13 protein-coding genes, 1 tRNA gene and 1 rRNA gene are annotated in these 20,293 nt (G+C 68.3%); 4 read left to right on the top strand and 11 right to left on the bottom strand.

Translation table 11 applies throughout. The features are described 5' to 3' along the window. Window positions 1–33: 33 nt before the first annotated feature. On the top strand, window positions 34–837 hold the full coding sequence (locus AB0L71_RS07430) for a DNA-formamidopyrimidine glycosylase family protein (protein WP_365239154.1): 804 nt from the start codon (window positions 34–36) through the stop codon (window positions 835–837). A gap of 32 nt (window positions 838–869) precedes the next feature. Further along, complete coding sequence (locus AB0L71_RS07425; protein ID WP_365239152.1) at window positions 870–1,634, top strand: SDR family NAD(P)-dependent oxidoreductase; 765 nt, start codon at window positions 870–872, stop codon at window positions 1,632–1,634. On the opposite strand, the gene AB0L71_RS07420 is transcribed toward AB0L71_RS07425, so the two are convergent. The 9 genes from AB0L71_RS07420 to AB0L71_RS07380 all read right to left on the bottom strand — a co-directional run bounded on the left by AB0L71_RS07420 (window position 1,582) and on the right by AB0L71_RS07380 (window position 16,165). Continuing rightward, window positions 1,582–1,941 (bottom strand): hypothetical protein, encoded by a 360-nt coding sequence (locus AB0L71_RS07420; protein ID WP_365239150.1) that lies wholly within the window; start codon window positions 1,939–1,941, stop codon window positions 1,582–1,584. The genes AB0L71_RS07425 and AB0L71_RS07420 overlap by 53 nt on opposite strands. Before the next feature lie 403 nt (window positions 1,942–2,344). After that, entirely contained in the window at window positions 2,345–2,728 is a 384-nt protein-coding gene (locus AB0L71_RS07415) for a helix-turn-helix transcriptional regulator (protein ID WP_365239147.1), read from the bottom strand. A 136-nt stretch (window positions 2,729–2,864) separates the two neighbouring features. Then, on the bottom strand, window positions 2,865–3,347 hold the full coding sequence (locus AB0L71_RS07410; protein ID WP_365239145.1) for a nicotinamide-nucleotide amidohydrolase family protein: 483 nt from the start codon (window positions 3,345–3,347) through the stop codon (window positions 2,865–2,867). Further along, entirely contained in the window at window positions 3,344–4,147 is an 804-nt protein-coding gene (gene pgsA / locus AB0L71_RS07405; RefSeq protein WP_365239143.1) for a CDP-diacylglycerol--glycerol-3-phosphate 3-phosphatidyltransferase, read from the bottom strand. Before pgsA ends, AB0L71_RS07410 begins: the two co-directional genes overlap by 4 nt. Next, a complete protein-coding gene (gene rimO / locus AB0L71_RS07400; RefSeq protein WP_365239141.1) occupies window positions 4,144–5,631 on the bottom strand; it encodes a 30S ribosomal protein S12 methylthiotransferase RimO in 1,488 nt (495 codons plus the stop codon). The genes pgsA and rimO overlap by 4 nt, the downstream gene beginning before the upstream one ends. A gap of 146 nt (window positions 5,632–5,777) precedes the next feature. Then, a complete protein-coding gene (locus AB0L71_RS07395) occupies window positions 5,778–6,578 on the bottom strand; it encodes a RodZ domain-containing protein (RefSeq protein WP_365239139.1) in 801 nt (266 codons plus the stop codon). 224 nt (window positions 6,579–6,802) lie between these two features. Further along, window positions 6,803–9,565, bottom strand: coding sequence for a DNA translocase FtsK (locus AB0L71_RS07390; RefSeq protein WP_365239136.1), 2,763 nt, complete (start codon window positions 9,563–9,565; stop codon window positions 6,803–6,805). Window positions 9,566–9,818: 253 nt separating this feature from the next. Next, complete coding sequence (locus AB0L71_RS07385) at window positions 9,819–10,496, bottom strand: response regulator (protein ID WP_365239133.1); 678 nt, start codon at window positions 10,494–10,496, stop codon at window positions 9,819–9,821. Window positions 10,497–10,738: 242 nt separating this feature from the next. Beyond that, window positions 10,739–16,165 carry a HAMP domain-containing protein gene (locus tag AB0L71_RS07380; RefSeq protein ID WP_365239130.1) on the bottom strand — a complete coding sequence of 1,809 codons (5,427 nt, stop codon included), beginning with the start codon at window positions 16,163–16,165 and terminating at the stop codon, window positions 10,739–10,741. A 413-nt stretch (window positions 16,166–16,578) separates the two neighbouring features. On the opposite strand from AB0L71_RS07380, the gene AB0L71_RS07375 reads away from it, so the two are divergent. Next, a complete protein-coding gene (locus AB0L71_RS07375; RefSeq protein WP_365239771.1) occupies window positions 16,579–19,194 on the top strand; it encodes a SpoIIE family protein phosphatase in 2,616 nt (871 codons plus the stop codon). A 55-nt stretch (window positions 19,195–19,249) separates the two neighbouring features. Next, window positions 19,250–19,687 carry a glutaredoxin domain-containing protein gene (locus AB0L71_RS07370; protein WP_365239127.1) on the top strand — a complete coding sequence of 146 codons (438 nt, stop codon included), beginning with the start codon at window positions 19,250–19,252 and terminating at the stop codon, window positions 19,685–19,687. A 191-nt stretch (window positions 19,688–19,878) separates the two neighbouring features. Here the strand turns inward: AB0L71_RS07370 and AB0L71_RS07365 are convergent. Further along, window positions 19,879–19,951 (bottom strand) — tRNA-Thr (locus AB0L71_RS07365). 247 nt (window positions 19,952–20,198) lie between these two features. Then, window positions 20,199–20,293: ribosomal RNA gene (gene rrf, locus AB0L71_RS07360) — 5S ribosomal RNA — on the bottom strand; the annotation flags it as partial.

The following is a 20,293-nucleotide window of genomic DNA, read 5'->3' as shown; positions in this document are numbered from 1 at the left end:
CCGATCTTCCGTCCGACCGCGCATCATGGAGGCATGCCCGAAGGAGACACCGTGCTGCGGACCGCCAGGCATCTGCACACCGCACTCGCCGACCGGGTCCTCACCCGCTCCGACCTGCGCGTGCCCCGGTTCGCCACCGCCGACCTCACCGGTCGCACCGTTCTGGACGTCACCTCGCGGGGCAAACATCTCCTCACACGCATCGAGGGCGGCCTCACCCTGCACAGCCATCTACGGATGGACGGCGCCTGGCGCGTCTACGCCCCGGGCGAGCGCTGGCGGGGCGGCCCCGCCCATCAGATCCGCGCCGTCCTCGCCAACGCGGACCACACGGCCGTCGGCTACCGGCTTCCCGTCCTCGAACTTCTCCGCACCCGGGACGAGGAAAAGGTGGTCGGCCACCTGGGCCCGGATCTCCTGGGGCCCGACTGGAACCCCGACATCGCTCTGCGTAATCTGCTCAGCGACCCCGTCCGCCCCCTGGGTGAAGCCCTGCTGGACCAGCGCAACCTGGCCGGAATCGGCAACGTCTACAAGGCCGAGCTCTGTTTCCTCGCCCGTGCGACCCCCTGGCTGCCCGTCGGCGATCTGGCCGCCCCCACCGCTGCCCGTCTCATCACGACGGCCAGGCAACTCCTCGAAACCAACCGGGACCGCCCCATCCGCACCACCACCGGCACCGCATCCCCCGGAAGGCCCACGCGCGAACGACTGTGGGTCTACGGCCGGGCCCACCGCCCCTGCCTGCGCTGCGGCACTCCCATCCGTGCTGCCGACCAGGACGGCCGCCCCACCTACTGGTGCCCCTGTTGCCAATCAGGCCCACAAGCCAATTGACGACCCGTCAGTTCTGGTCGTACCGTCCGGTCATGCCCCTCACCGCGTACGACCTCACGGGCCGCTCCGCGTTCATCACCGGCGCGGCGGGCGGCATCGGACGCGCCGGCGCCGTCCTGCTCGCATCGGCGGGCGCCACCGTGCACGGCGCGGACCGCGACGAGAAGGGTCTGCTGGAGACCCGGGAGCTGATCAACGAAGCGGGTGGCACATGCCACGTCCACCCGCTCGATGTCACCGACCGCAATCAGATCAGGGACGCGGTGGCGGCCGCGGGGGACCTCGACGTCCTGGCCGCCGTTGCCGGAATCATGCATACGAGCAGCGTCCTGGACACCGCGGACGACGATCTCGACCGTGTCCTCTCGGTCAATTTCAAGGGCGTGCTGTACGCCTGTCAGGAAGTGGCCCGCAGCATGATCGCGCGCGGCGCATCCGGCTCACTGATCACCATGGCCTCGGGGGCGGTCGACGCGGCAAGCCCGGGACTGCTCTGCTACGGGGCGGCCAAGGCGGCGGTCGTCCAGCTGACGAAGACGCTCGCGACCGAGTTGGGACGTCATGCCATCCGCGTCAACGCAATCGCTCCGGGCTGGATCCGCACACCCATGACCGCCCGCCACGACGCGGACCAGCAACACCGGGCGGAGGCCACGATGGCGCGGATCTCCCCGCTCGGCCGCGTCGGCGAACCCGAGGACGTCGCCCACACCATGCTCTACCTCGCATCCGATGCCTCGGCCTTCATGACCGGTCAGATCCTCCGCCCGAATGGCGGCGTAGCCATGCCCTGGTAGCCCGCCGGGCCCGGTCACCGAACCGCATCCCCACCACGGTCCACCGCTCCACGCGCCTCGCCCCGACATCGGACCACCAGCCCCCACACCGCGTCCCCAGAGCGGACCAGCGCCCAGGACCCGCCCCGCGCGCCCTCCTCGGCCCGGCAGCCGCGGCGACATGCACCGGCAGGAGGCTCAACCCCCATCCGCCCGCCGCCACCGCCCCCTCGACAAGTCCCGCATGGGTCGGTTCCAGTACGAGCCGCAGCACGGCCCACCACCACACCCCGCCGAGAACGAGCGCCGGCACCCATCGCCGCACCATGGCTGCCTCCTCCGGCCGAACCTAGTCCGGCACACTCGCCCGGCGGGAGGGCGCATCGGTGCACCACCGGCGCGCCGCCGCGGCCCGTTGTGCGCTCTCCGCCCCGGACATCCGGGCTTGCTCCGGATCACGGCTCCACCCGGGCCAGAGGCCTTCGGCCACACCGGCGCGGGCCGCTACAGGCCGCATCAAGACTCGTCAGACCAGGTCAGACGGCATCAGCCGGCCGTGGTCCTCCTGATCGATGCCTCGTACTCGCAGTCTCGCCCAGACACTCCCGAGCCGCATCCAGAACGAGCGACCCGCATCCAGGACGAGCCCATACACCGCCCCGGACCATGCAGAAGCCCCGGCAACCCCTGAGGGGCCGACCGGGGCTCCACTTCACACCGGACCGAGCAGGTCAGGCGGCGACGACATCCACGGCTTCCGCGGGCGCCTTGATGGTCACCCGCCCCGTCGGCACGCCTGCCACCGACGTCACGGAAACGGAATTGAGCATGGGACGTACCGGCACAGGCACCGGGTCGCTGGTTGCTGCCGACTCGGCCAGTTCGGCCAGCGACAGCTCATCGCTCACTTCACGCATGAGCTCGGACATCCGTACGTCAAGCGCGTCGCAAATGGCGGAGAGCAGTTCGGAGGACGCCTCCTTCTGCCCCCGCTCCACCTCGGAGAGATAGCCGAGCGAGACTCGGGCGGACGAGGAGACTTCGCGCAGAGTACGGCCTTGGCGCTGGCGCTGCCGACGCAGCACGTCACCAAGCAGGCGACGGAGCAGAATCATCGGTGGCTCCCTCCTCGGACCGCGTAGCCGCATCCTTCACGCCCCACCGTACCGCCTTGCGCCGCGGCCGTGCGGGGAGCGATGTCGTGTTCTCTCAGGGCTGCAAACATCAATTCCCCCCGATCTGTTCCGTATCCTATGCGCTTGCATTCTTGCCGAGTTCGGCGGAGAACAGTGCCAGTACGCTCCGTACGCTCTCTCTACGGATGTCCGCACGCTCGCCGTTCAATCGCAGAGCGGTTACCTTCTCTGCGCCGTCAGGTCCGGCCACCGCGACATAAACGGTGCCGACAGGCTTGCCGTCCTGTGGATCGGGGCCCGCGACGCCGGTGGTGGCCATACCCCAGTCTGCCCCCAAAACACGCCGGACACCTGTCGCCATCTGTCGCGCCACCTCGGGGTCGACCGCACCGCGCTCCGCCAGAAGGGCACCGTCCACACCCAGCAGCTCCCGCTTCAGGGGCGTGGCGTACGCCGTCACGGAACCGCGGAACGCCTTCGAGGCACCCGGTACGGACGTCAGTTCCGCAGCGACCAGCCCTCCGGTCAGCGACTCGGCGACGGCAAGCGTCTCACCGCGTTCCACGAGCAGCTCCAGCACCCGGGCCGCGGCAGTCACCGCTCGGCCTCCGCCGCACCACGCGTACCCGAGGCCCCGGACACCGGCCCCGTGCTCTCGTCGGCCGCGGACGCACCGGCCGCCCCGGAGCCCGCAGACGTCTCGAAGCCCGCAGAAGCCTCGGACAGCCCTCCGGCAGCCCCCGCGGCTGCAGTCCGCTCGGCCGCGAGCCCGCTGCGCCGCAGCACCACGGCCTGGCGCACGTAGTCGAACCCCGTGACCACCGTCAGCACGACGGCGACCGCCATCACCCAGAAGCGGAAGGTGGCCAGGGGGCCGGTCAGCGCCAGCACGTACATCCCGACGGCGGTCCCCTGTGCCAGCGTCTTCAGCTTCCCGCCGCGGCTGGCCGGGATCACCGCGTGCCGTATCACCCAGAACCGCATCAGCGTGATGCCGATCTCGCGGAAGAGGATCAGGCCCGTGACCCACCAGGGCAGGTCACCGAGATACGAGAGACAGATCAGCGCCGCACCCATGATCGCCTTGTCCGCGATCGGGTCCGCGATCTTCCCGAAGTCCGTGACCAGGTTGTACGTGCGCGCGAGATGACCGTCGAACAGGTCGGTGATCATGGCGACGGCGAACGCCGCCCAGGCGAACGACCGCCACATCGGGTCGTAGCCACCGTTGTGCAGCAGCACCACCACGAAGCCGGGCACGAGCACCAGCCGCAGCATGGTGAGCAGATTGGCGATGTTCCACAGGCTGGCCTGATTGACGGCCGCAGCACCCAGCTTGCCGCCGCGGACCGGCTTCGCGCCGGAACCACCTGCCGCGGATGCCGGGACTCCCGTCATCTGGCCGCCTCCACGAACTCGGAACACTCGGCCACCAGGTCCACGCCTTCGGTGCCCACCACCTTCGCCTCGACCATACGGCCGGGCACCAGGCCCTCGCGTGCGGTGAAGAGCACCTGGCCGTCCGTCTCGGGCGCCTGGTGCGCCGCACGCCCCACCGCGCGTGGCTCGTCCTCCGTACCGTCGACGGACTCGACCAGCACCTGCAGGGACTCCCCGAGGCGTTCCTCGGCACGCTGCGAGGTCAGTTCCTCGGCCAGCTGCGAGATGTGTGCCAACCGCTCCGCGATGACGTCGGCGTCCAGCTTGTTCTCGTATCCGACCGCCTCGGTGCCCTCCTCGTCGGAGTAGCCGAAGACGCCGATGGCGTCGAGCCGGGCGCTGGTGAGGAAGCGCTCCAGCTCCGCGACGTCGGCCTCGGTCTCGCCGGGGAAGCCCACGATGAAGTTGGAGCGGGCACCGGCCTGCGGAGCCTTGCCGCGGATGGTGTCCAGGAGCTCCAGGAACTGGTCGGTGTCACCGAAACGGCGCATCGCCCGCAGCACACCGGGGGCCGAGTGCTGGAAGGAGAGATCGAAGTACGGGGCGACCTTCGGGGTCGAGGTCAACACGTCGATGAGGCCCGGCCTCAGCTCCGCCGGCTGCAGATAGCTGACCCGGATCCGCTCGATGCCCTCGACATCGGCGAGTTCCGGCAGCAGCGTCTCCAGCAGCCGGATGTCGCCGAGGTCCTTGCCGTACGAGGTGTTGTTCTCGGAGACCAGCATGACCTCCTTCACGCCCTGCTCGGCCAGCCAGCGAGTCTCCCCCAGCACGTCCGAGGGACGGCGCGAGACGAAGGAGCCGCGGAAGGACGGAATGGCGCAGAAGGAGCAGCGGCGGTCGCAGCCGGAGGCGAGCTTCACCGAAGCCACCGGACTGGTGCCCAGTCGGCGGCGCAGGGGCGCGCGCGGCCCGGAGACCGGGGCGACTCCCTCCGGGAGGTCGGCGGGTGCGGGGGCCGGTACGACCTCCGTCTGCCCGTGCCCCGGCAGGGCCACGGCGGCGTCCTGCCGCTCGGCCGGGCTGATGGGCAGGAGCTTGCGGCGGTCGCGCGGGGTGTGCGAGGCGTGAATGCCGCCGCCGAGGATGGTTCGGAGGCGGTCGGAGATGTCGGCGTAGTCGTCGAACCCGAGGACACCGTCCGCCTCGGGCAGGGCCTCGGCGAGGTCCTTGCCGTAGCGCTCGGCCATGCAGCCGACGGCGACCACGGCCTGGGTTCTGCCGTGATCCTTCAGATCATTGGCTTCGAGCAGGGCGTCGACGGAGTCCTTCTTGGCGGCCTCGACGAATCCGCAGGTGTTGACGACGGCGACGTCCGCGTCGGAGGCGTCCTCGACGAGCTCCCAGCCGTCCGCTGCCAAGCGGCCTGCGAGCTCCTCCGAGTCCACCTCGTTACGGGCGCAGCCAAGAGTGACAAGGGCGACGGTACGGCGTTCGGGCATGGGCTCAAGACTACTTTGTCCCGGCACTTGTCCTGCCGAGCAGGGTTCCACCATCACACCGAGTGACACACACGACGAGCGCCCGGCCGGATCGCCGGGCGCTCGTCGTGGTGCGGATGCCGCGCGGAACTGTGGACGTGTACGGGTCAGCCGACCGCCGGGTCGCCCTTCGTGTACGAGAGCCGCTCGACCTGGCCAGGCTGGAACTTGTCCTCGACCTTCTTGCCGTTCACGAAGAGCTCGATGGCCCCGGCGTCGCCGAGGACGAGATCGACTCGCTCCTGGTCCTGGAAGGTCTTGGACTGGCCCTGCTGCAGCAGACCGTCGAAGAGCAGCCGTCCGTTGTGGTCCTTGGCGGAGATCCAGCTCTTGCCCTGGCTGGCGCTGAGCTTGACCGTCACCTTGTCCCTGGGTGCCGCGGCGATGGCACTGTCGGAGGGGGCCGGCTTGGGGTCGGAGGCCTTGCCGGCCTTCGGCTTCGCGGTCTTCGTGTCGGGCGTCGAGCCCTCCGCGACCTGTGTGGTCGTGGAGCCGTCGTCGCCGCCTCTCAGGAAGGTGAAGCCGACGAAACCGACGACGGCGATGATCGCCGCGACCATGGCCGCCGTCCAGTTGGGTCGACGGGGTTCGGAACGGATTCTCTCGGCCTCGAACAGCGGCGCCGCGGGCGTGGGTGCGGGACGGCCGCCGTGCTCGGCGTCGTACTGCGAAACCAGTGGATTCGGATCGATCCCGCTGGCGAGCGCGAGGGTACGGATGTGGCCGCGCGCATACACGTCACCGCCACAGCGGGAGAAGTCGTCCTCTTCGATCGCGTGCACGATGGGAACGCGCACCCGGGTTGACGAACTGATCTCTTCGACCGAGATACCTGCGGCGATTCGAGCCTGCTGGAGCACTCGACCGATCGAAGGCTGGTCGTCTTCGGGGAAGTTGCCGATGGACACGGAGGCGCCTTTCGAGCGTGAGCCACCTGCTGGGTGTTCAGTCTAGGGGGGGTACGAAAGGGTGGGGCAACCGGAGGAAGGACTTTGTAGGCCATCGGACTCGAACGCTGTCCGATTTCACCGGCCGCACCGGGAAGGACGACCCTGCCGCCCTGAAGGACAATCCTGCCGTCCCTCCCCTCAAGTTGACGTACGACCCGTCGAAAGGGTTGCCCGGACTTCTTCTACGGAGCGGATTCCCCACGGATCAGCGCCAACACCCCGTCCAGTTCGTCGGGTTTCACCAGGACGTCACGGGCCTTGGACCCCTCGCTCGGTCCGACGACGTTCCTCGACTCCATGAGGTCCATCAGCCGGCCGGCCTTGGCGAAACCGACCCTCAGCTTGCGCTGGAGCATCGAAGTGGACCCGAACTGTGTGGAGACGACCAGTTCGGCGGCCTGGCAGAGCAGGTCCAGATCGTCGCCGATGTCCTCGTCGATCTCCTTCTTCTTGGCGGTGCCGACCACCACGTCCTCGCGGAAGACCGGCGCCATCTGATCCTTGCAGTGCTGGACGACGGCCGCGACCTCGTCCTCGGTGACGAAGGCGCCCTGCATACGGGTGGGCTTGTTGGCCCCCATCGGCAGGAACAGACCGTCACCCTTTCCGATGAGCTTCTCCGCACCGGGCTGGTCGAGGATGACTCGGCTGTCGGCCAGCGAGGACGTCGCGAAGGCGAGCCGGGAGGGCACATTCGCCTTGATCAGTCCGGTCACGACATCGACCGAGGGCCGCTGGGTGGCGAGCACCAGGTGGATACCGGCGGCGCGGGCCAGCTGGGTGATACGGACGATGGCGTCCTCCACGTCACGAGGAGCCACCATCATCAGGTCGGCCAGCTCGTCGACGATCACCAGCAGATAGGGGTAGGGAGAGAGTTCGCGCTCGCTTCCCTCCGGCGGCTTGACCTTGCCGTCGCGGACGGCTTCGTTGAAGTCGTCGATGTGCCGGTATCCGAAGGCCGCCAGGTCGTCGTAGCGGAGGTCCATCTCCCGCACGACCCACTGGAGGGCCTCGGCGGCACGCTTGGGGTTGGTGATGATCGGCGTGATCAGGTGCGGGATGCCCTCGTACGCGGTCAGCTCGACCCGCTTGGGGTCGACCAGCACCATCCGCACGTCGTCCGGCGTCGCACGCACCATGATCGAGGTGATCAGACAGTTGATGCAGGACGACTTGCCGGAACCGGTGGCACCGGCCACCAGCACATGCGGCATCTTGGCCAGGTTGGCCATCACGTAGCCGCCCTCGACGTCCTTGCCGAGCGCGACGAGCATCGGGTGGTCGTCCTCGGCGGCGTCCGCGAGACGCAGCACGTCTCCGAGGTTGACCATCTCCCGATCGCTGTTGGGAATCTCGATGCCGACGGCCGACTTGCCCGGGATCGGGGAGATGATCCGGACATCGGGGCTGGCCACGGCGTACGCGATGTTCTTGGCGAGCGCGGTGATCCGCTCGACCTTCACCGCGGGACCGAGTTCCACCTCGTACCGCGTGACCGTCGGCCCACGGGTGAAGCCGGTGACGGCCGCGTCGACCTTGAACTCGGTGAAGACGTTCGTCAGGGACGCGACGATCGCGTCATTGGCGGCGCTGCGGCTCTTCCCGGGTCCGCCGCGTTCCAGCAGGTTGAGCGAGGGCAGTGAGTAGGTGATGTCACCGGAGAGCTGCAGCTGTTCCGCGCGGGCGGGCAACGGCTCGTACTCCGGCCGTTCGGGCGCCGGCTTCGTCAGGTCGGGCACGGCCGCCCCCGCCCTGTCCGGCCTGCCTCCCCCGGTGGCGGATCCGGCCTCTCTGGCGCCCGGCACCGGCGAGCCCGTGCGTTCGCGCTCGACGGAGACACCCTGGGTGAGATCGGCGACGACCGGCGACGGCGGCATGCCGTTGAGCACGGCCCCGTCGAGCGCCGCCGCCGCGGCGGCGGCGACGTCCACCGCGTCCATGGTGCGGTTCATCGCGGGCTGTACGGAGGGCCTGCGGCGCTTCGACAGCGCGTCGGCCTCCGCGCGGCCAGGGTCGTATTCCGCGGGTGCTTCGGAACGGCGCGCGGAGGACCGCCGGGAGCGCGCCGGCAGCGCCTCGCGCCACTGGTCGTCGTAACGCTCGTCGTCGCTCTCCTCGTCCGCTTCGGGGTCGTACACCGGGTCGAGAATGCCCAGCTTGGTGGCGAGCAGTCGAAGCCGTTGCGGAATGGCGTTCACCGGAGTGGCGGTGACGACCAGGAGCCCGAAGACGGTCAGCAGCAACAGCAGCGGAACGGCGAGGACCTCGCCCATCGTGTAGACCAGCGGTGTGGAGGCAGCCCAGCCGATGAGTCCGCCCGCGTCCTGCATCGCCGTGGTGCCCTCGCCCCGGCCGGGCGCCCCGCAGGCGATGTGCACCTGGCCGAGCACCCCGAGGACCAGGGCGGAGAGTCCGATGACGATGCGGCCGTTGGCCTCGGGCCTCTCCGGGTAGAGGATCAGCCGGACCGCAATGGCGCCGAGCAGTATCGGCACGAGCAGATCGAGCCGGCCGAAGGCTCCGGTGACGAGCATCTCGACGAGGTCGCCCACGGGCCCGCGCAGATTCGACCAGGTGCCCGCGGCGACGACCAGCGCAAGGCCGAGCAGCAGCAGCGCGGTGCCGTCCTTGCGGTGCGCGGGATCGAGTCCCTTGGCGCCGCGCCCTATGCCGCGGAACATCGCGCCGACGGCATGGGCCACGCCGAGCCAGAGGGCACGTGCCACCCGGTACACACCGCTGGTGGGCGAAGGGGCCGGTTTGGGCGCGGCCGCCTTCTTGGCCGCCGCCTTCTTCGCAGGGGGCTTCTTCGGCTGCGCGGTCTTCTTCGCAGCGGTCTTCCTGGGGGGCGCGGCTTTCTTGGCCGGCGCCGCGGTACGGCCGACGCGCTTCGCGGTGCCCGCCGTGCCCTGGGAACCCTTGCCGGACGTACGTGAGGCCATGATGCCGAGGTTACCGGTGCCGACGGCCGTTAACACGTGTGCCTGCCACTTCACCCGACCGTGTCGCTTTACGGAGGCGGCCAACTGACGCGAGGTCACGCCTCTGACGCCGACGGTCACCGGCCCGGGTCATCCGTCGGACGAGGCGCAGGGCAGGGCGGTTGGACCGAACGCCCGGACAACGGCCTGTCGCCCGCCCGGAGGTCGTACCGCGGGAACACGCCCGGTGTAAGAGCCCTGCGGAAGTACGGCGTTACGAGGGAAGGGCCGCAGCGCCGCTTCCGGCACCGGGTTCCAGCGCGTCGAGTGCCCTGCGCAGACCGGTCAGCTTGCGCTCCAGATGGGCGGCGGTGGCCACGGCCGCAGCGTCCGCCGACTCGTCGTCAAGTTGCTTCGAGAGCGCCTCGGCCTGTTCCTCTACGGCCGCCAGCCGCGCCGAGAGCTCGGCCAGCAGCCCGGCCGGCTCCTTCTCGTGACCCGCACCGCCGTTGGGGTCGCCCTCCAACTGGAGCCGCAGCAGCGCAGCCTGTTCGCGCAGCTTGCAGTTCTTCATGTAGAGCTCGACGAAGACCGACACCTTGGCCCGGAGCACCCACGGGTCGAAGGGCTTCGAGATGTAGTCCACCGCGCCCGCCGCATACCCCCTGAAGGTGTGATGCGGACCGTGGTTGATCGCGGTGAGGAAGATGATCGGGATGTCCCGGGTCCGTTCCCGCCGCTTGATGTGCGCGGCGGTCTCGAAACCGTCCATGCCCGGCATCTGGACGTCCAGCAGAATGACCGCGAAGTCGTCCGTGAGCAGCGCTTTGAGCGCTTCCTCCCCTGACGATGCCCGTACCAGTGTCTGATCGAGCGCAGAGAGGATGGCCTCCAGCGCCAGCAGATTCTCCGGCCGGTCATCGACCAGGAGGATCTTGGCCTTCTGCACCATGGCCCGTCCTCCTCGCCCCGGAATTGCACCGGGCGCCGCCCCAGGGGACGACTCCCTTACGCCGTCCGTCCTTGTGCCGGTCATGGTAGCCCGCCCGCGCCCGTCACCACACCCTGTCACCGCGATGTCACTGTGCACACAACACAAACGCCACGAGGGACCGGATGGTTCCCGCTGGAGCGCCTCTCACACCATGTGAGCCCGGCCGATCACGGAGTTATCGCGGCCTCCTGGATTAATGATCACTCTCCGCGCATCCACTGCTCCATAACGGAAAGGAGATGATCAGGATCGACGGGCTTGGTGACATAGTCGGAAGCACCGGATTCGATCGCCTTCTCCCGATCACCCTTCATGGCCTTCGCGGTCAGCGCGACGATCGGCAGCCCGGCGAACTGCGGCATCCTGCGGATCGCCGTCGTCGTGGCATAGCCGTCCATCTCCGGCATCATGATGTCCATCAGTACGACCGTCACATCGTCGTGCTGTTCCAGGACTTCGATGCCCACACGTCCGTTCTCCGCGTACAACACCGAAAGGCCGTGCTGCTCCAGCACGCTGGTGAGCGCGAATACGTTACGGATGTCGTCGTCGACGATCAGCACCTTCTCGCCGTGGAACCGAAACGTCCTGCGGACCTCGGGTGTCTCCGTTCCGACAAGCGTCCACGGCTCCTGCGGAGCGGCCGGGGTGGCGGCGCGGGCCGGCAGCGCGGGCCGCCGCGCCGCACCCTCCAGGGGCATGCGGCGCCCCCGTGTCTGCCCCGCCGCGCCCTGCGCCTCCTGCACGGCGGTCGTGGAATCGGCGCCCGGACCGTCCTGCGCAAGGCCCTCGTCGGCTGCGGCACCGAATGCCTCGGTGGGTCCGGGACCGACCTGCGGGTAGCCCTGCGGCGGCAACTCGCTCGGGTTCAACGGCAGATACAGCGTGAACGTCGAGCCTCGGCCCGGCTCGCTCGCCGCGTGGATCTCACCGCCCAGCAGCCGGGCGATCTCGCGGCTGATGGACAGCCCGAGGCCCGTACCGCCGTACTTCCGACTGGTCGTACCGTCCGCCTGCTTGAACGCCTCGAAGATCACCAGCATCTTGCTGGACGCGATCCCGATCCCGGTGTCGGTGACGGAGAAGGCGATCAGATCCGCATCGGCGTCCCGCAGCGATCCCGCCTCCAGGAGCTGCTCACGGATGGCATGGGGAACATCCTCGTCGGCGCGCCGGATGACCAGCTCCACCGCCCCGCTGTCGGTGAACTTCACCGCGTTGGAAAGGAGGTTGCGCAGCACCTGGAGCAGTCGTTGTTCGTCGGTGTGCAGGGTCGCGGGCAACTCCGGAGAGACCCGCACGGAGAAATCGAGCCCCTTCTCCGCGGTGAGCGGACGGAATGTCGCCTCGACGTAGTCGACCAGCTGGACGAGCGCGATCCGGGTCGGGCTGACGTCCATCTTTCCGGCCTCGACCTTCGTCAGATCGAGAATGTCATTGATCAGCTGAAGCAGATCGGAACCGGCCCCGTGAATCGTCTCGGCGAACTCCACCTGCTTCGGCGAGAGATTTCCCTCCGCGTTGTCCGCGAGCAACTTGGCCAGAATGAGCAGGGAGTTGAGCGGGGTACGCAACTCGTGCGACATGTTCGCCAGGAATTCCGACTTGTAACGCATCGAGACCGCGAGCTGCTCGGCGCGCTCCTCCAGGACCTGCCGGGCATCCTCGATCTCGGTGTTCTTGACCTCGATGTCGCGGTTCTGCTGGGCCAGCAGTTCTGCCTTCTCCTCCAGCTCGGCATTGGAGTCCTGAAGCGCCTTCTGCCGGTTCTCCAATTCCTGCGAACGGTCCCGCAACTGCGCGGCCAGCTCCTGCGACTGCTCAAGGAGCTTCTCGGTCTTCGTATTGACGCTGATCGTGTTGACACTCGTCGCGATCATCTCGGCGAGCTGGTTGAGGAAGTCCCGCTGGATATGCGTGAACGGCTGGAAGGAGGCCAGCTCGATCACCCCGAGAACCTTCCCCTCGAAGAGCACCGGAAGCACGATCACATGCGCGGGCGGCGCCTCCCCGAGCCCGGAGGAAATCTTCAGATACCCCGGCGGAACATTGTCCACCTGGATGGTCCGCTTCTCCTCCGCTGCCGTGCCGATGAGCGTCTCGCCGGGCCGGAAGGAAGTCGGCATCGCACCCGCCGAGTATCCGTAGCTGCCCCTCATCCGGAGTTCGTACGCGTTGGCCCTGTCGCTGCCCGAGCCGACCGTGTCGGTGTCGCCGGTAGGCACGGCCAGGAAGAACGCCCCGTGCTGCGCGGAGACGACCGGGGTCAGTTCACTCATGATCAACGAGGCCACGTCGTCCAGATCACGCCGCCCCTGCATCAGGCCGGAGATCCGGGCGAGGTTGCCCTTGAGCCAGTCCTGCTCCTTGTTGGTGGCCGTGGTGTCACGCAGGTTGGCGATCATCGTGTTGATGTTGTCCTGCAGCGCCTGGATCTCGCCGGCCGCGTCCACATCGATCTTGAGGTTGAGATCACCACGGGTCACGGCGGTCGCGACAGCCGCGATGGCCCGCACCTGACGGGTGAGGTTGCCGGCCATCTCGTTCACCGACTCGGTGAGGTCGCGCCAGGTCCCGTCGACGTTCCGGACCCTGGCCTGGCCGCCCAGCTGCCCCTCCGTACCCACCTCACGGGCCACCCGCGTCACCTGCTCCGCGAACGAAGAGAGCTGGTCGACCATCGTGTTGATGGTGTTCTTCAGCTCCAGGATCTCGCCCCGCGCATCGATGTCGATCTTCTTGGTGAGATCGCCCTTGGCGATGGCCGTGGTGACCGCGGCGATCTGCCGCACCTGGCCGGTCAGATTGGACGCCATCGAGTTCACCGACTCAGTGAGGTCCTTCCAGGTACCCGAGACCCCCGGCACCCGTGCCTGGCCGCCCAACTCACCCTCCGTGCCCACCTCACGGGCTACCCGGGTCACCTCGTCGGCGAACGAGGACAGCGTCGTCACCATCGTGTTGACGGTGTCGGCCAGCTCGGCAACCTCGCCGCGCGCCTCGACGGTGACCTTCTTCGTCAGATCGCCGTTGGCGACCGCGGACGAGACCCGGGAGATGTTGCGCACCTGACTGGTCAGGTTGTTGGCCATCAGGTTGACGTTGTCGCTGAGGTCCTTCCAGATGCCCGTCGCGCCGCGGACCCGGGCCTGGCCGCCGAGGATGCCCTCGGTGCCGACCTCGCGGGCGACCCGGGTCACCTCGTCGGCGAAGTTGAGCAACTGGTCGACCATGGTGTTGACGGTCGTCACCAGTTCGAGGATCTCGCCCTTCGCGTCGACCGTGATCTTCTTGGAGAGATCGCCGTTGGCGACCGCTGTGGTCACTTCGGCGATGTTGCGGACCTGGAGGGTCAGGTTGTTCGCCATCCCGTTGACGGACTGGGTGAGGTCCTTCCACGTACCGGACACACCCTGCACCTCGGCCTGGCCTCCGAGCATGCCCTCCGTACCCACCTCACGGGCCACCCGGGTCACCTGCTCGGCGAAGTTCGACAGCTGGTCGACCATCGTGTTGAGGGTGTTCTTCAGTTCCAGGATCTCGCCCCGCGCGTCCACGTCGATCTTCTGCGAAAGATCGCCCCGCGCCACCGCCGTGGCGACCTGCGCGATGTTGCGGACCTGAGCGGTGAGGTTGCCCGCCATGCCGTTGACCGAATCGGTCAGATCACGCCACACCCCGGCCACGCCGGGCACCTGCGCCTGCCCGCCGAGCCGTCCGTCGGTCCCTACCTCACGGGCGACCCTGGTCACCTGCTCGGCAAAGGCGGAGAGCTGGTCGACCATCGTGTTGATGGTGTTCTTCAGTTCCAGGATCTCGCCCCGCGCGTCCACGTCGATCTTCTGCGAGAGATCGCCCCGCGCCACCGCCGTGGTCACCTGGGCGATCTGGCGCACCTGATCGGTCAGGTTGCCCGCCATGAAGTTGACGGAGTCGGTGAGTTCCTTCCACGTACCGGACACGCCGTCGACCCGGGCCTGGCCCCCGAGGCGCCCCTCCGTCCCCACATCACGCGCCATCCGCGTGACCTGGTCGGCGAAGGACGAGAGCTGCGCCACCATCGTGTTGACGGTGTTCTTCAGCTCCAGCATCTCGCCCGCGACGTCGACGGTGACCTTTTGCGAGAGATCACCGTTGGCGACCGCCGTCGTGACCTGCGCGATGTCACGGACCTGGCCCGTCAGGTTCCGGAACGCCGTGTTCACCGAGTCCGTGAGGTCCTTCCAGGTCCCCGCCGCCCCAGGCACCTCGGCCTGACCGCCCAGTCGGCCCTCGACACCGACCTCCCGGGCCACCCGGGTCACTTCCGAACCGAAGGACTGGAGCTGGTCCACCATCGTGTTGACGGTGTTCTTCAGCTCCAGCATCTCGCCGGCCACGTTGACGGTGACCTTCTGGGTCATGTCTCCGCTGGCCACGGCCGTCGTCACCTGCGCGATGTCACGGACCTGGGTCGTCAGGTTCCGGAAGACCGTGTTCACCGAATCGGTGAGGTCCTTCCAGGTCCCCGCCGCCCCCGGCACCTGGGCCTGGCCTCCGAGCAGCCCCTCGCCACCGACCTCGCTGGCCACACGCGTCACTTCGTCCGCGAAGGTCCGCAGCGTCTCGGTCATCTGGTTGATGGTCTCGGCCAGCTGCGCGACCTCGCCGCGAGCGCTCACCGTCACCTTCTGGGACAGGTCACCGTTGGCGACGGCCGTGGTCACCTCGGCGATCCCACGCACCTGGGAGGTCAGGTTCCCGGCCATCGTGTTGACGGAGTCGGTGAGGTCCTTCCACACCCCGGCGACCCCGGGCACCGTCGCCTGCCCGCCGAGCTCGCCCTCCGTACCCACCTCGCGGGCGACCCGGGTCACCTCGGAGGAGAACGACGACAACTGGTCGACCATCGTGTTGACGGTGTTCTTCAGTTGCAGCATCTCGCCGTCCACATGGACGGTGACCTTCCGCGACAGATCCCCCTTGGCGACCGCGGTCGTCACCAGGGCGATGTCGCGCACCTGGGCCGTCAAGCGGTACGCCATGGTGTTCACCGAGTCCGTGAGGTCCTTCCACGACCCGGACATCCCGCGCACCTGGGCCAGTCCACCCAGCTTGCCCTCGGTACCCACCTCGACCGCGACCCGCGTCACCTGCTCGGTGAACGCCGACAACTGGTCGACCAGGTTGTTGACCGTACGGGCGACTTTCAGGAACTCGCCACGCAGCGGACGCACCGTCTCATCGGCCCTCTGCGACCGCAGTTCCATCCGCTGTTCGAGATCGCCGTCGGCCACCGCCGACAGCACCCGCCCGACCTCCGAGACCGGACGCGCCAGATCATCGACCAACTCGTTGGAGGCGTCGATCGCGGCAGCCCAGGAACCCTCGCAGGCACCGGTCTCCAACCGCTCGGTGAGCTTCCCCTCACGTCCCACCACCCGCCGTACCCGGGCCAGCTCGCCGGTGAGATGGAGATTCCGGTCGGCGACTTCGTTGAAGACTGCCGCGATCTCCGCCAGCACGTCGTCGCCCGAGACCGTCAGACGCCTGCGGAAGTTCCCGTCACGCATCGCCACCAGCCCGGCCAGCAGTCTGTTGAGTGCTGCCGCCTCGACATCGATGGTTCCGTTGCGCTGCTTCTTCACGGGCTGTCCGCCTTTTGTACGCGTGCTTCTTCCCCGCGCCGCCACGCCAGACTCCACCGTGATCCCTCCCGCAGGGGTCGACCGTATCGCTCGGGTCTTGTCTGGGACCTTGCCCAGTTCCTGATTGGCTCACCGCCACAGCCCACCGTCGACGGGTGACCATGCGGACGTCAAATCGTTGAAACGTACCAGGCTCGAACTCTTCGGGGTGCGGCCTTCGGCAGTTGTCCCACATCCGCCGTTGGAAAGCTCACACTTGTCCGCTCACCTGCCGATTCCTGCTCGTTCCTGCCCGAAGTCGGCCCTCGTGTATCCGGCACCCGGGCCGAGCGTCTAGCCTGGCAGGCGAATCGAAGCGGCGAGAAACGGGCACAGGACTCGGGAAAGCGACGAGACACCACATGGGGAGTGCTGTGATCACCGCGCGCGCGGCCGCCACCTTCGACCCGACCGCACGTTCCGTCGCGACCGCCCGCGCCTTTGTCCGTGACACCCTCCAGGGGTGGGGGTACACGGATGTCGTCGACGACGCCGTGGTTCTCACGAGCGAGCTCGTGACCAACGCCGTGGTGCACGCCGGAACCGCCGCGAACGTGCTGTGCCTGCGCACCGAGAAGGGTGTCCGGATCGAGGTCTCCGACCACTATCCGGAACGAGAGATCCCGCTCCAGAGCACAGGGCTGGACTTCGGCAGCCCAGACCGTGAGAACGGCCGCGGGCTGCTGCTCTGCGCGGCTCTCGCTTCCCGCTGGGGCGTCGAGTATGCGCCCACGCGCAAACATGTCTGGTTCCAGCTCGATCTTCCCGAGCGCCCGGTGGGCGTCCGCTCCGCCGGCCCGCTGCTCCCGATCGATCTGCTCCCGGTCGCCGACGAGCGCGTCCGGGTGGCAGTCGTCCAGATCGACGGCACCGGTTCCATCGCCGCGTGGAACGAGGACGCCACGTTCCTCTTCGGGCACCCTGCGGACCAGGTCACCGGAAAACAACTCACCGACTTCACCGCCTGGCCGCAGACTCCCGGTACCAACACCGGCATCGTGGAAGCTCTCCAGCTCTCGCGCTGGGAAGGCAGCTACGGAATCCGGGGCGCCGACGGCCGCATCATCCCCGTCTATGCCTCCCATCTCCGGGTCCGCGACACCGTGGGCGAGCCGTCCACGGTGTGCCTTCTCGTCCGCGACCACGAACGTGCCGTGCTCCAGTCCCCGGTTCGCGCAACGGTCTCCGACGCGAACGCCGACAGTCACAAGACGGACCCGTTCGAGATCTTCATCGGCTCGCCCGCCCCCGACGACCTCGACGGTCTGCTCCAGCGCACGGTCGAACGGGCACGCGACATGCTCGACGCCGATGCGGCGTTCCTGCTGCTGGCGACGGACGACGAAACGGAACTGGAAGTACGGGCCACGACGGGCCTGCCCTCCGCCCGTCAGCGTTTCGCCCGCGTCCCGGTGGAGGCCGGCACCGGTCGTTACGGCTCCGCCCGGATGCCCGCCGTCCACGAGGACCTCGACACCATGCCCGGCGCCGTCCCTCTGCTCGGGAGCACGGGGATGCGTTCCGCGGTCACCGTCCCGCTGAAGGTCGAAGGCCGCCTCACGGGCTCCCTGGGGGTCGCGGCGGAAGCGGCCGGCCGCTACACCAATGAGGAGGCCCTGCGGCTCCAGTTCGCCGCAGACCGCATCGCGCTTGCCGTCGAGTCGGCCCGACTGGGTGAACTGGAGCGTCTGCGCCGCGGCTCCCTCTCCTTCCTCGTCGAGGCATCCGACCTCCTCGCCGGCACCCTCGACCGGGACCAGACCTTGGCGCTGATGGCCCAGATGACGGTCCCCACCCTGGCCACCTGGTGCGCCGTCTACACGATCGCCGACCAGTCATCCGACCCGTACCTCTCCTACGTGCTGCACGAGGACGAGGAACGCATCGACGGCCTCAAAGCCCTGCTTTCCAAGATCGCTCCCCCCGACCCCGTGCCGACACCCGGCGCCCGTGTCTGGGCGGCCCCGTCCCAGGCCGCTCACCAGGCGGCCCTCCGCAGTTCGATGCGGACGCTCGGTCTGGGCGAACGCGGAGGACTCGCGGCCGGGATCGGTTCGACGCTCGCCACCGCGGCTGCGGTGGGCGGCGAGACGGTGGTCCTGCCACTCGTCGCACGCAACCGCGTGATCGGCATGCTCACCCTCGGCAAGCCCTCCGACGACCACTTCCGCCAGGAGATCCTGGAACTGGCCGAGGACCTCTCCCGCCGTGCGGCCCTCGCCCTCGACAACGCCCGTCTCTATTCGGAGCGCACGGCGATCAGCCAGTCCCTGCAGCGCAGTCTGCTGCCGCCGGGACTGCCCGAAGTTCCCCATGTCGAGATCGAGGTCATCTACCGCGCAGCGGGCGAGGGCAACGAGGTCGGCGGTGACTTCTACGACGTCTTCCCGATCCGTGACGGGGCCTACGGCTTCGCCATCGGCGACGTCTGCGGTACGGGCCCGGAGGCCGCGGCCGTCACAGGTCTCGCCCGCCATGCCCTGCGTCTCCTCGCCCGCGAGGGTTTCGGCGGTCCGGCCGTTCTGGAGCGCCTCAACGCCGCCATCCTGGACGAGGGCGCCCGCAGCCGCTTCCTGACCCTGCTGTACGGGGAGCTGTGGCCCCAGGAGGACGGCAGCGCACTCCTGAAGGTGGTGTGCGCGGGCCACCCGCTGCCGTTGCGCCTTCGCCAGGACGGCTCGGTGGAGGCAGCGGCCGAACCTCAGCCTCTCCTGGGCGTCATCGAGGAACTCGAACTCTACGAGCAGACGGTGACCCTCGCCCCGGGCGATGTTCTGCTGTGCGTGACCGATGGCGTCACGGAACGCCGTGAGGGCACCCGCATGCTCGGCGACGACGGCCTGGCGGACGTTCTGTCCACCTGTACCGGCCTCACGGCGGGCGCGGTGGCAGCACGCGTCCTGCGGGCAGTCGAGCGCTTCGCCGCCGAGCCGGCCTCCGACGACATGGCGATCCTCGCCATGCGCGTCCCTGAACCGTCCACCGTCTGAGGGCACTTCATCATCAGGCCGAAGCCCTCAGCGCCTGCCGGTAGCCTTCGTCCTCATGACGCGCGCCTGGATCCTGCCGATGGTGTTTGTGGTCTGCGGCTCAACCCTTGCGACTGGGCTGTTCGTTCGCGGAGCCCCTGGCACAGCGGCAGCACTCCTGCTGCTGTGGGTGCTGCTCGCGGGTGTGAACTCGCCCCTTCTCTTCCCGCGGTCGATCGGCGCGCTGGAGGCTCAACGCCGTAGCGCGGCCGACGGCCGACCGATCGTCTTCTGGCGGCCGGGCTGCAGGTACTGCCTCCGGTTGCGCATCCGGTTGGGTCGTAGCGCCCGCCAGTTGCACTGGGTCGATATCTGGCGCGACCCGGCTGGGGCGGCAGTGGTCAGGGCTGCCAACGAGGGCAATGAGACCGTGCCGACTGTCGTCATGTCAGGCCGGCCGCACGTCAACCCGGATCCGGAGTGGCTGCGCGAACAGCTCTCTCGTCCCGCGTGATCGGCAGCGATGCCCGCCTGGAGAGGTTTTCGCAGGTCCCGGACAACAGTGATCCGGTCTGACTCCGCCTCACCCTTCTGGCTACGCCGCACAGCGATCAACCCTGCCGTTGCCTGCCACGGAGGTCGGTGAGCAGGGAAGCCCTGGAACATGCGAAAGGCCTCTGCCAACTGGCAGAGGCCTTTCATATGAGCCCCAATGCGGAATCGAACCGCAGACCTTCTCCTTACCATGGAGACGCTCTACCGACTGAGCTATTGGGGCCTGCTGCGCTGTGGCAACGAGTAAAGCATACCCTGAACTCAGGGGTGCTCAAAACCACTGGCCACAAAAGATTCTGACGAAACCTCACTGGCTTCCGCTGGCCCTCACCTCGACGCGAGGCGCCCTGGCCGCGTTCCTCCGAGCCAGGGAACCACGGCCGGTAGACCGGTAGACAGGGGTGACGCAATGGTGCAGTAAACGCGGAAAAGCCCCGTGCCACAAGGGCACGGGGCTTCCCGTAAAAGAAGTTCGGCGGCGTCCTACTCTCCCACAGGGTCCCCCCTGCAGTACCATCGGCGCTGAAAGGCTTAGCTTCCGGGTTCGGAATGTAACCGGGCGTTT

It is taken from the genome of Streptomyces sp. NPDC052052, from assembly GCF_040680455.1.
GTDB lineage: Bacteria > Actinomycetota > Actinomycetes > Streptomycetales > Streptomycetaceae > Streptomyces.
This window is presented reverse-complemented; position numbering and strand designations above follow the sequence as displayed.

Bases quoted from the DNA above. Each gene is read 5' to 3' on its own strand.
- AB0L71_RS07430 (WP_365239154.1), top strand. From the start codon at position 34: ATGCCCGAAGGAGACACCGTGCTGCGGACCGCCAGGCATCTGCACACC.
- AB0L71_RS07425 (WP_365239152.1), top strand. From the start codon at position 870: ATGCCCCTCACCGCGTACGACCTCACGGGCCGCTCCGCGTTCATCACC.
- AB0L71_RS07420 (WP_365239150.1), bottom strand. From the start codon at position 1,941: ATGGTGCGGCGATGGGTGCCGGCGCTCGTTCTCGGCGGGGTGTGGTGG.
- AB0L71_RS07415 (WP_365239147.1), bottom strand. From the start codon at position 2,728: ATGATTCTGCTCCGTCGCCTGCTTGGTGACGTGCTGCGTCGGCAGCGC.
- pgsA (WP_365239143.1), bottom strand. From the start codon at position 4,147: ATGACGGGAGTCCCGGCATCCGCGGCAGGTGGTTCCGGCGCGAAGCCG.
- rimO (WP_365239141.1), bottom strand. From the start codon at position 5,631: ATGCCCGAACGCCGTACCGTCGCCCTTGTCACTCTTGGCTGCGCCCGT.
- AB0L71_RS07390 (WP_365239136.1), bottom strand. From the start codon at position 9,565: ATGGCCTCACGTACGTCCGGCAAGGGTTCCCAGGGCACGGCGGGCACC.
- AB0L71_RS07385 (WP_365239133.1), bottom strand. From the start codon at position 10,496: ATGGTGCAGAAGGCCAAGATCCTCCTGGTCGATGACCGGCCGGAGAAT.
- AB0L71_RS07370 (WP_365239127.1), top strand. From the start codon at position 19,250: ATGACGCGCGCCTGGATCCTGCCGATGGTGTTTGTGGTCTGCGGCTCA.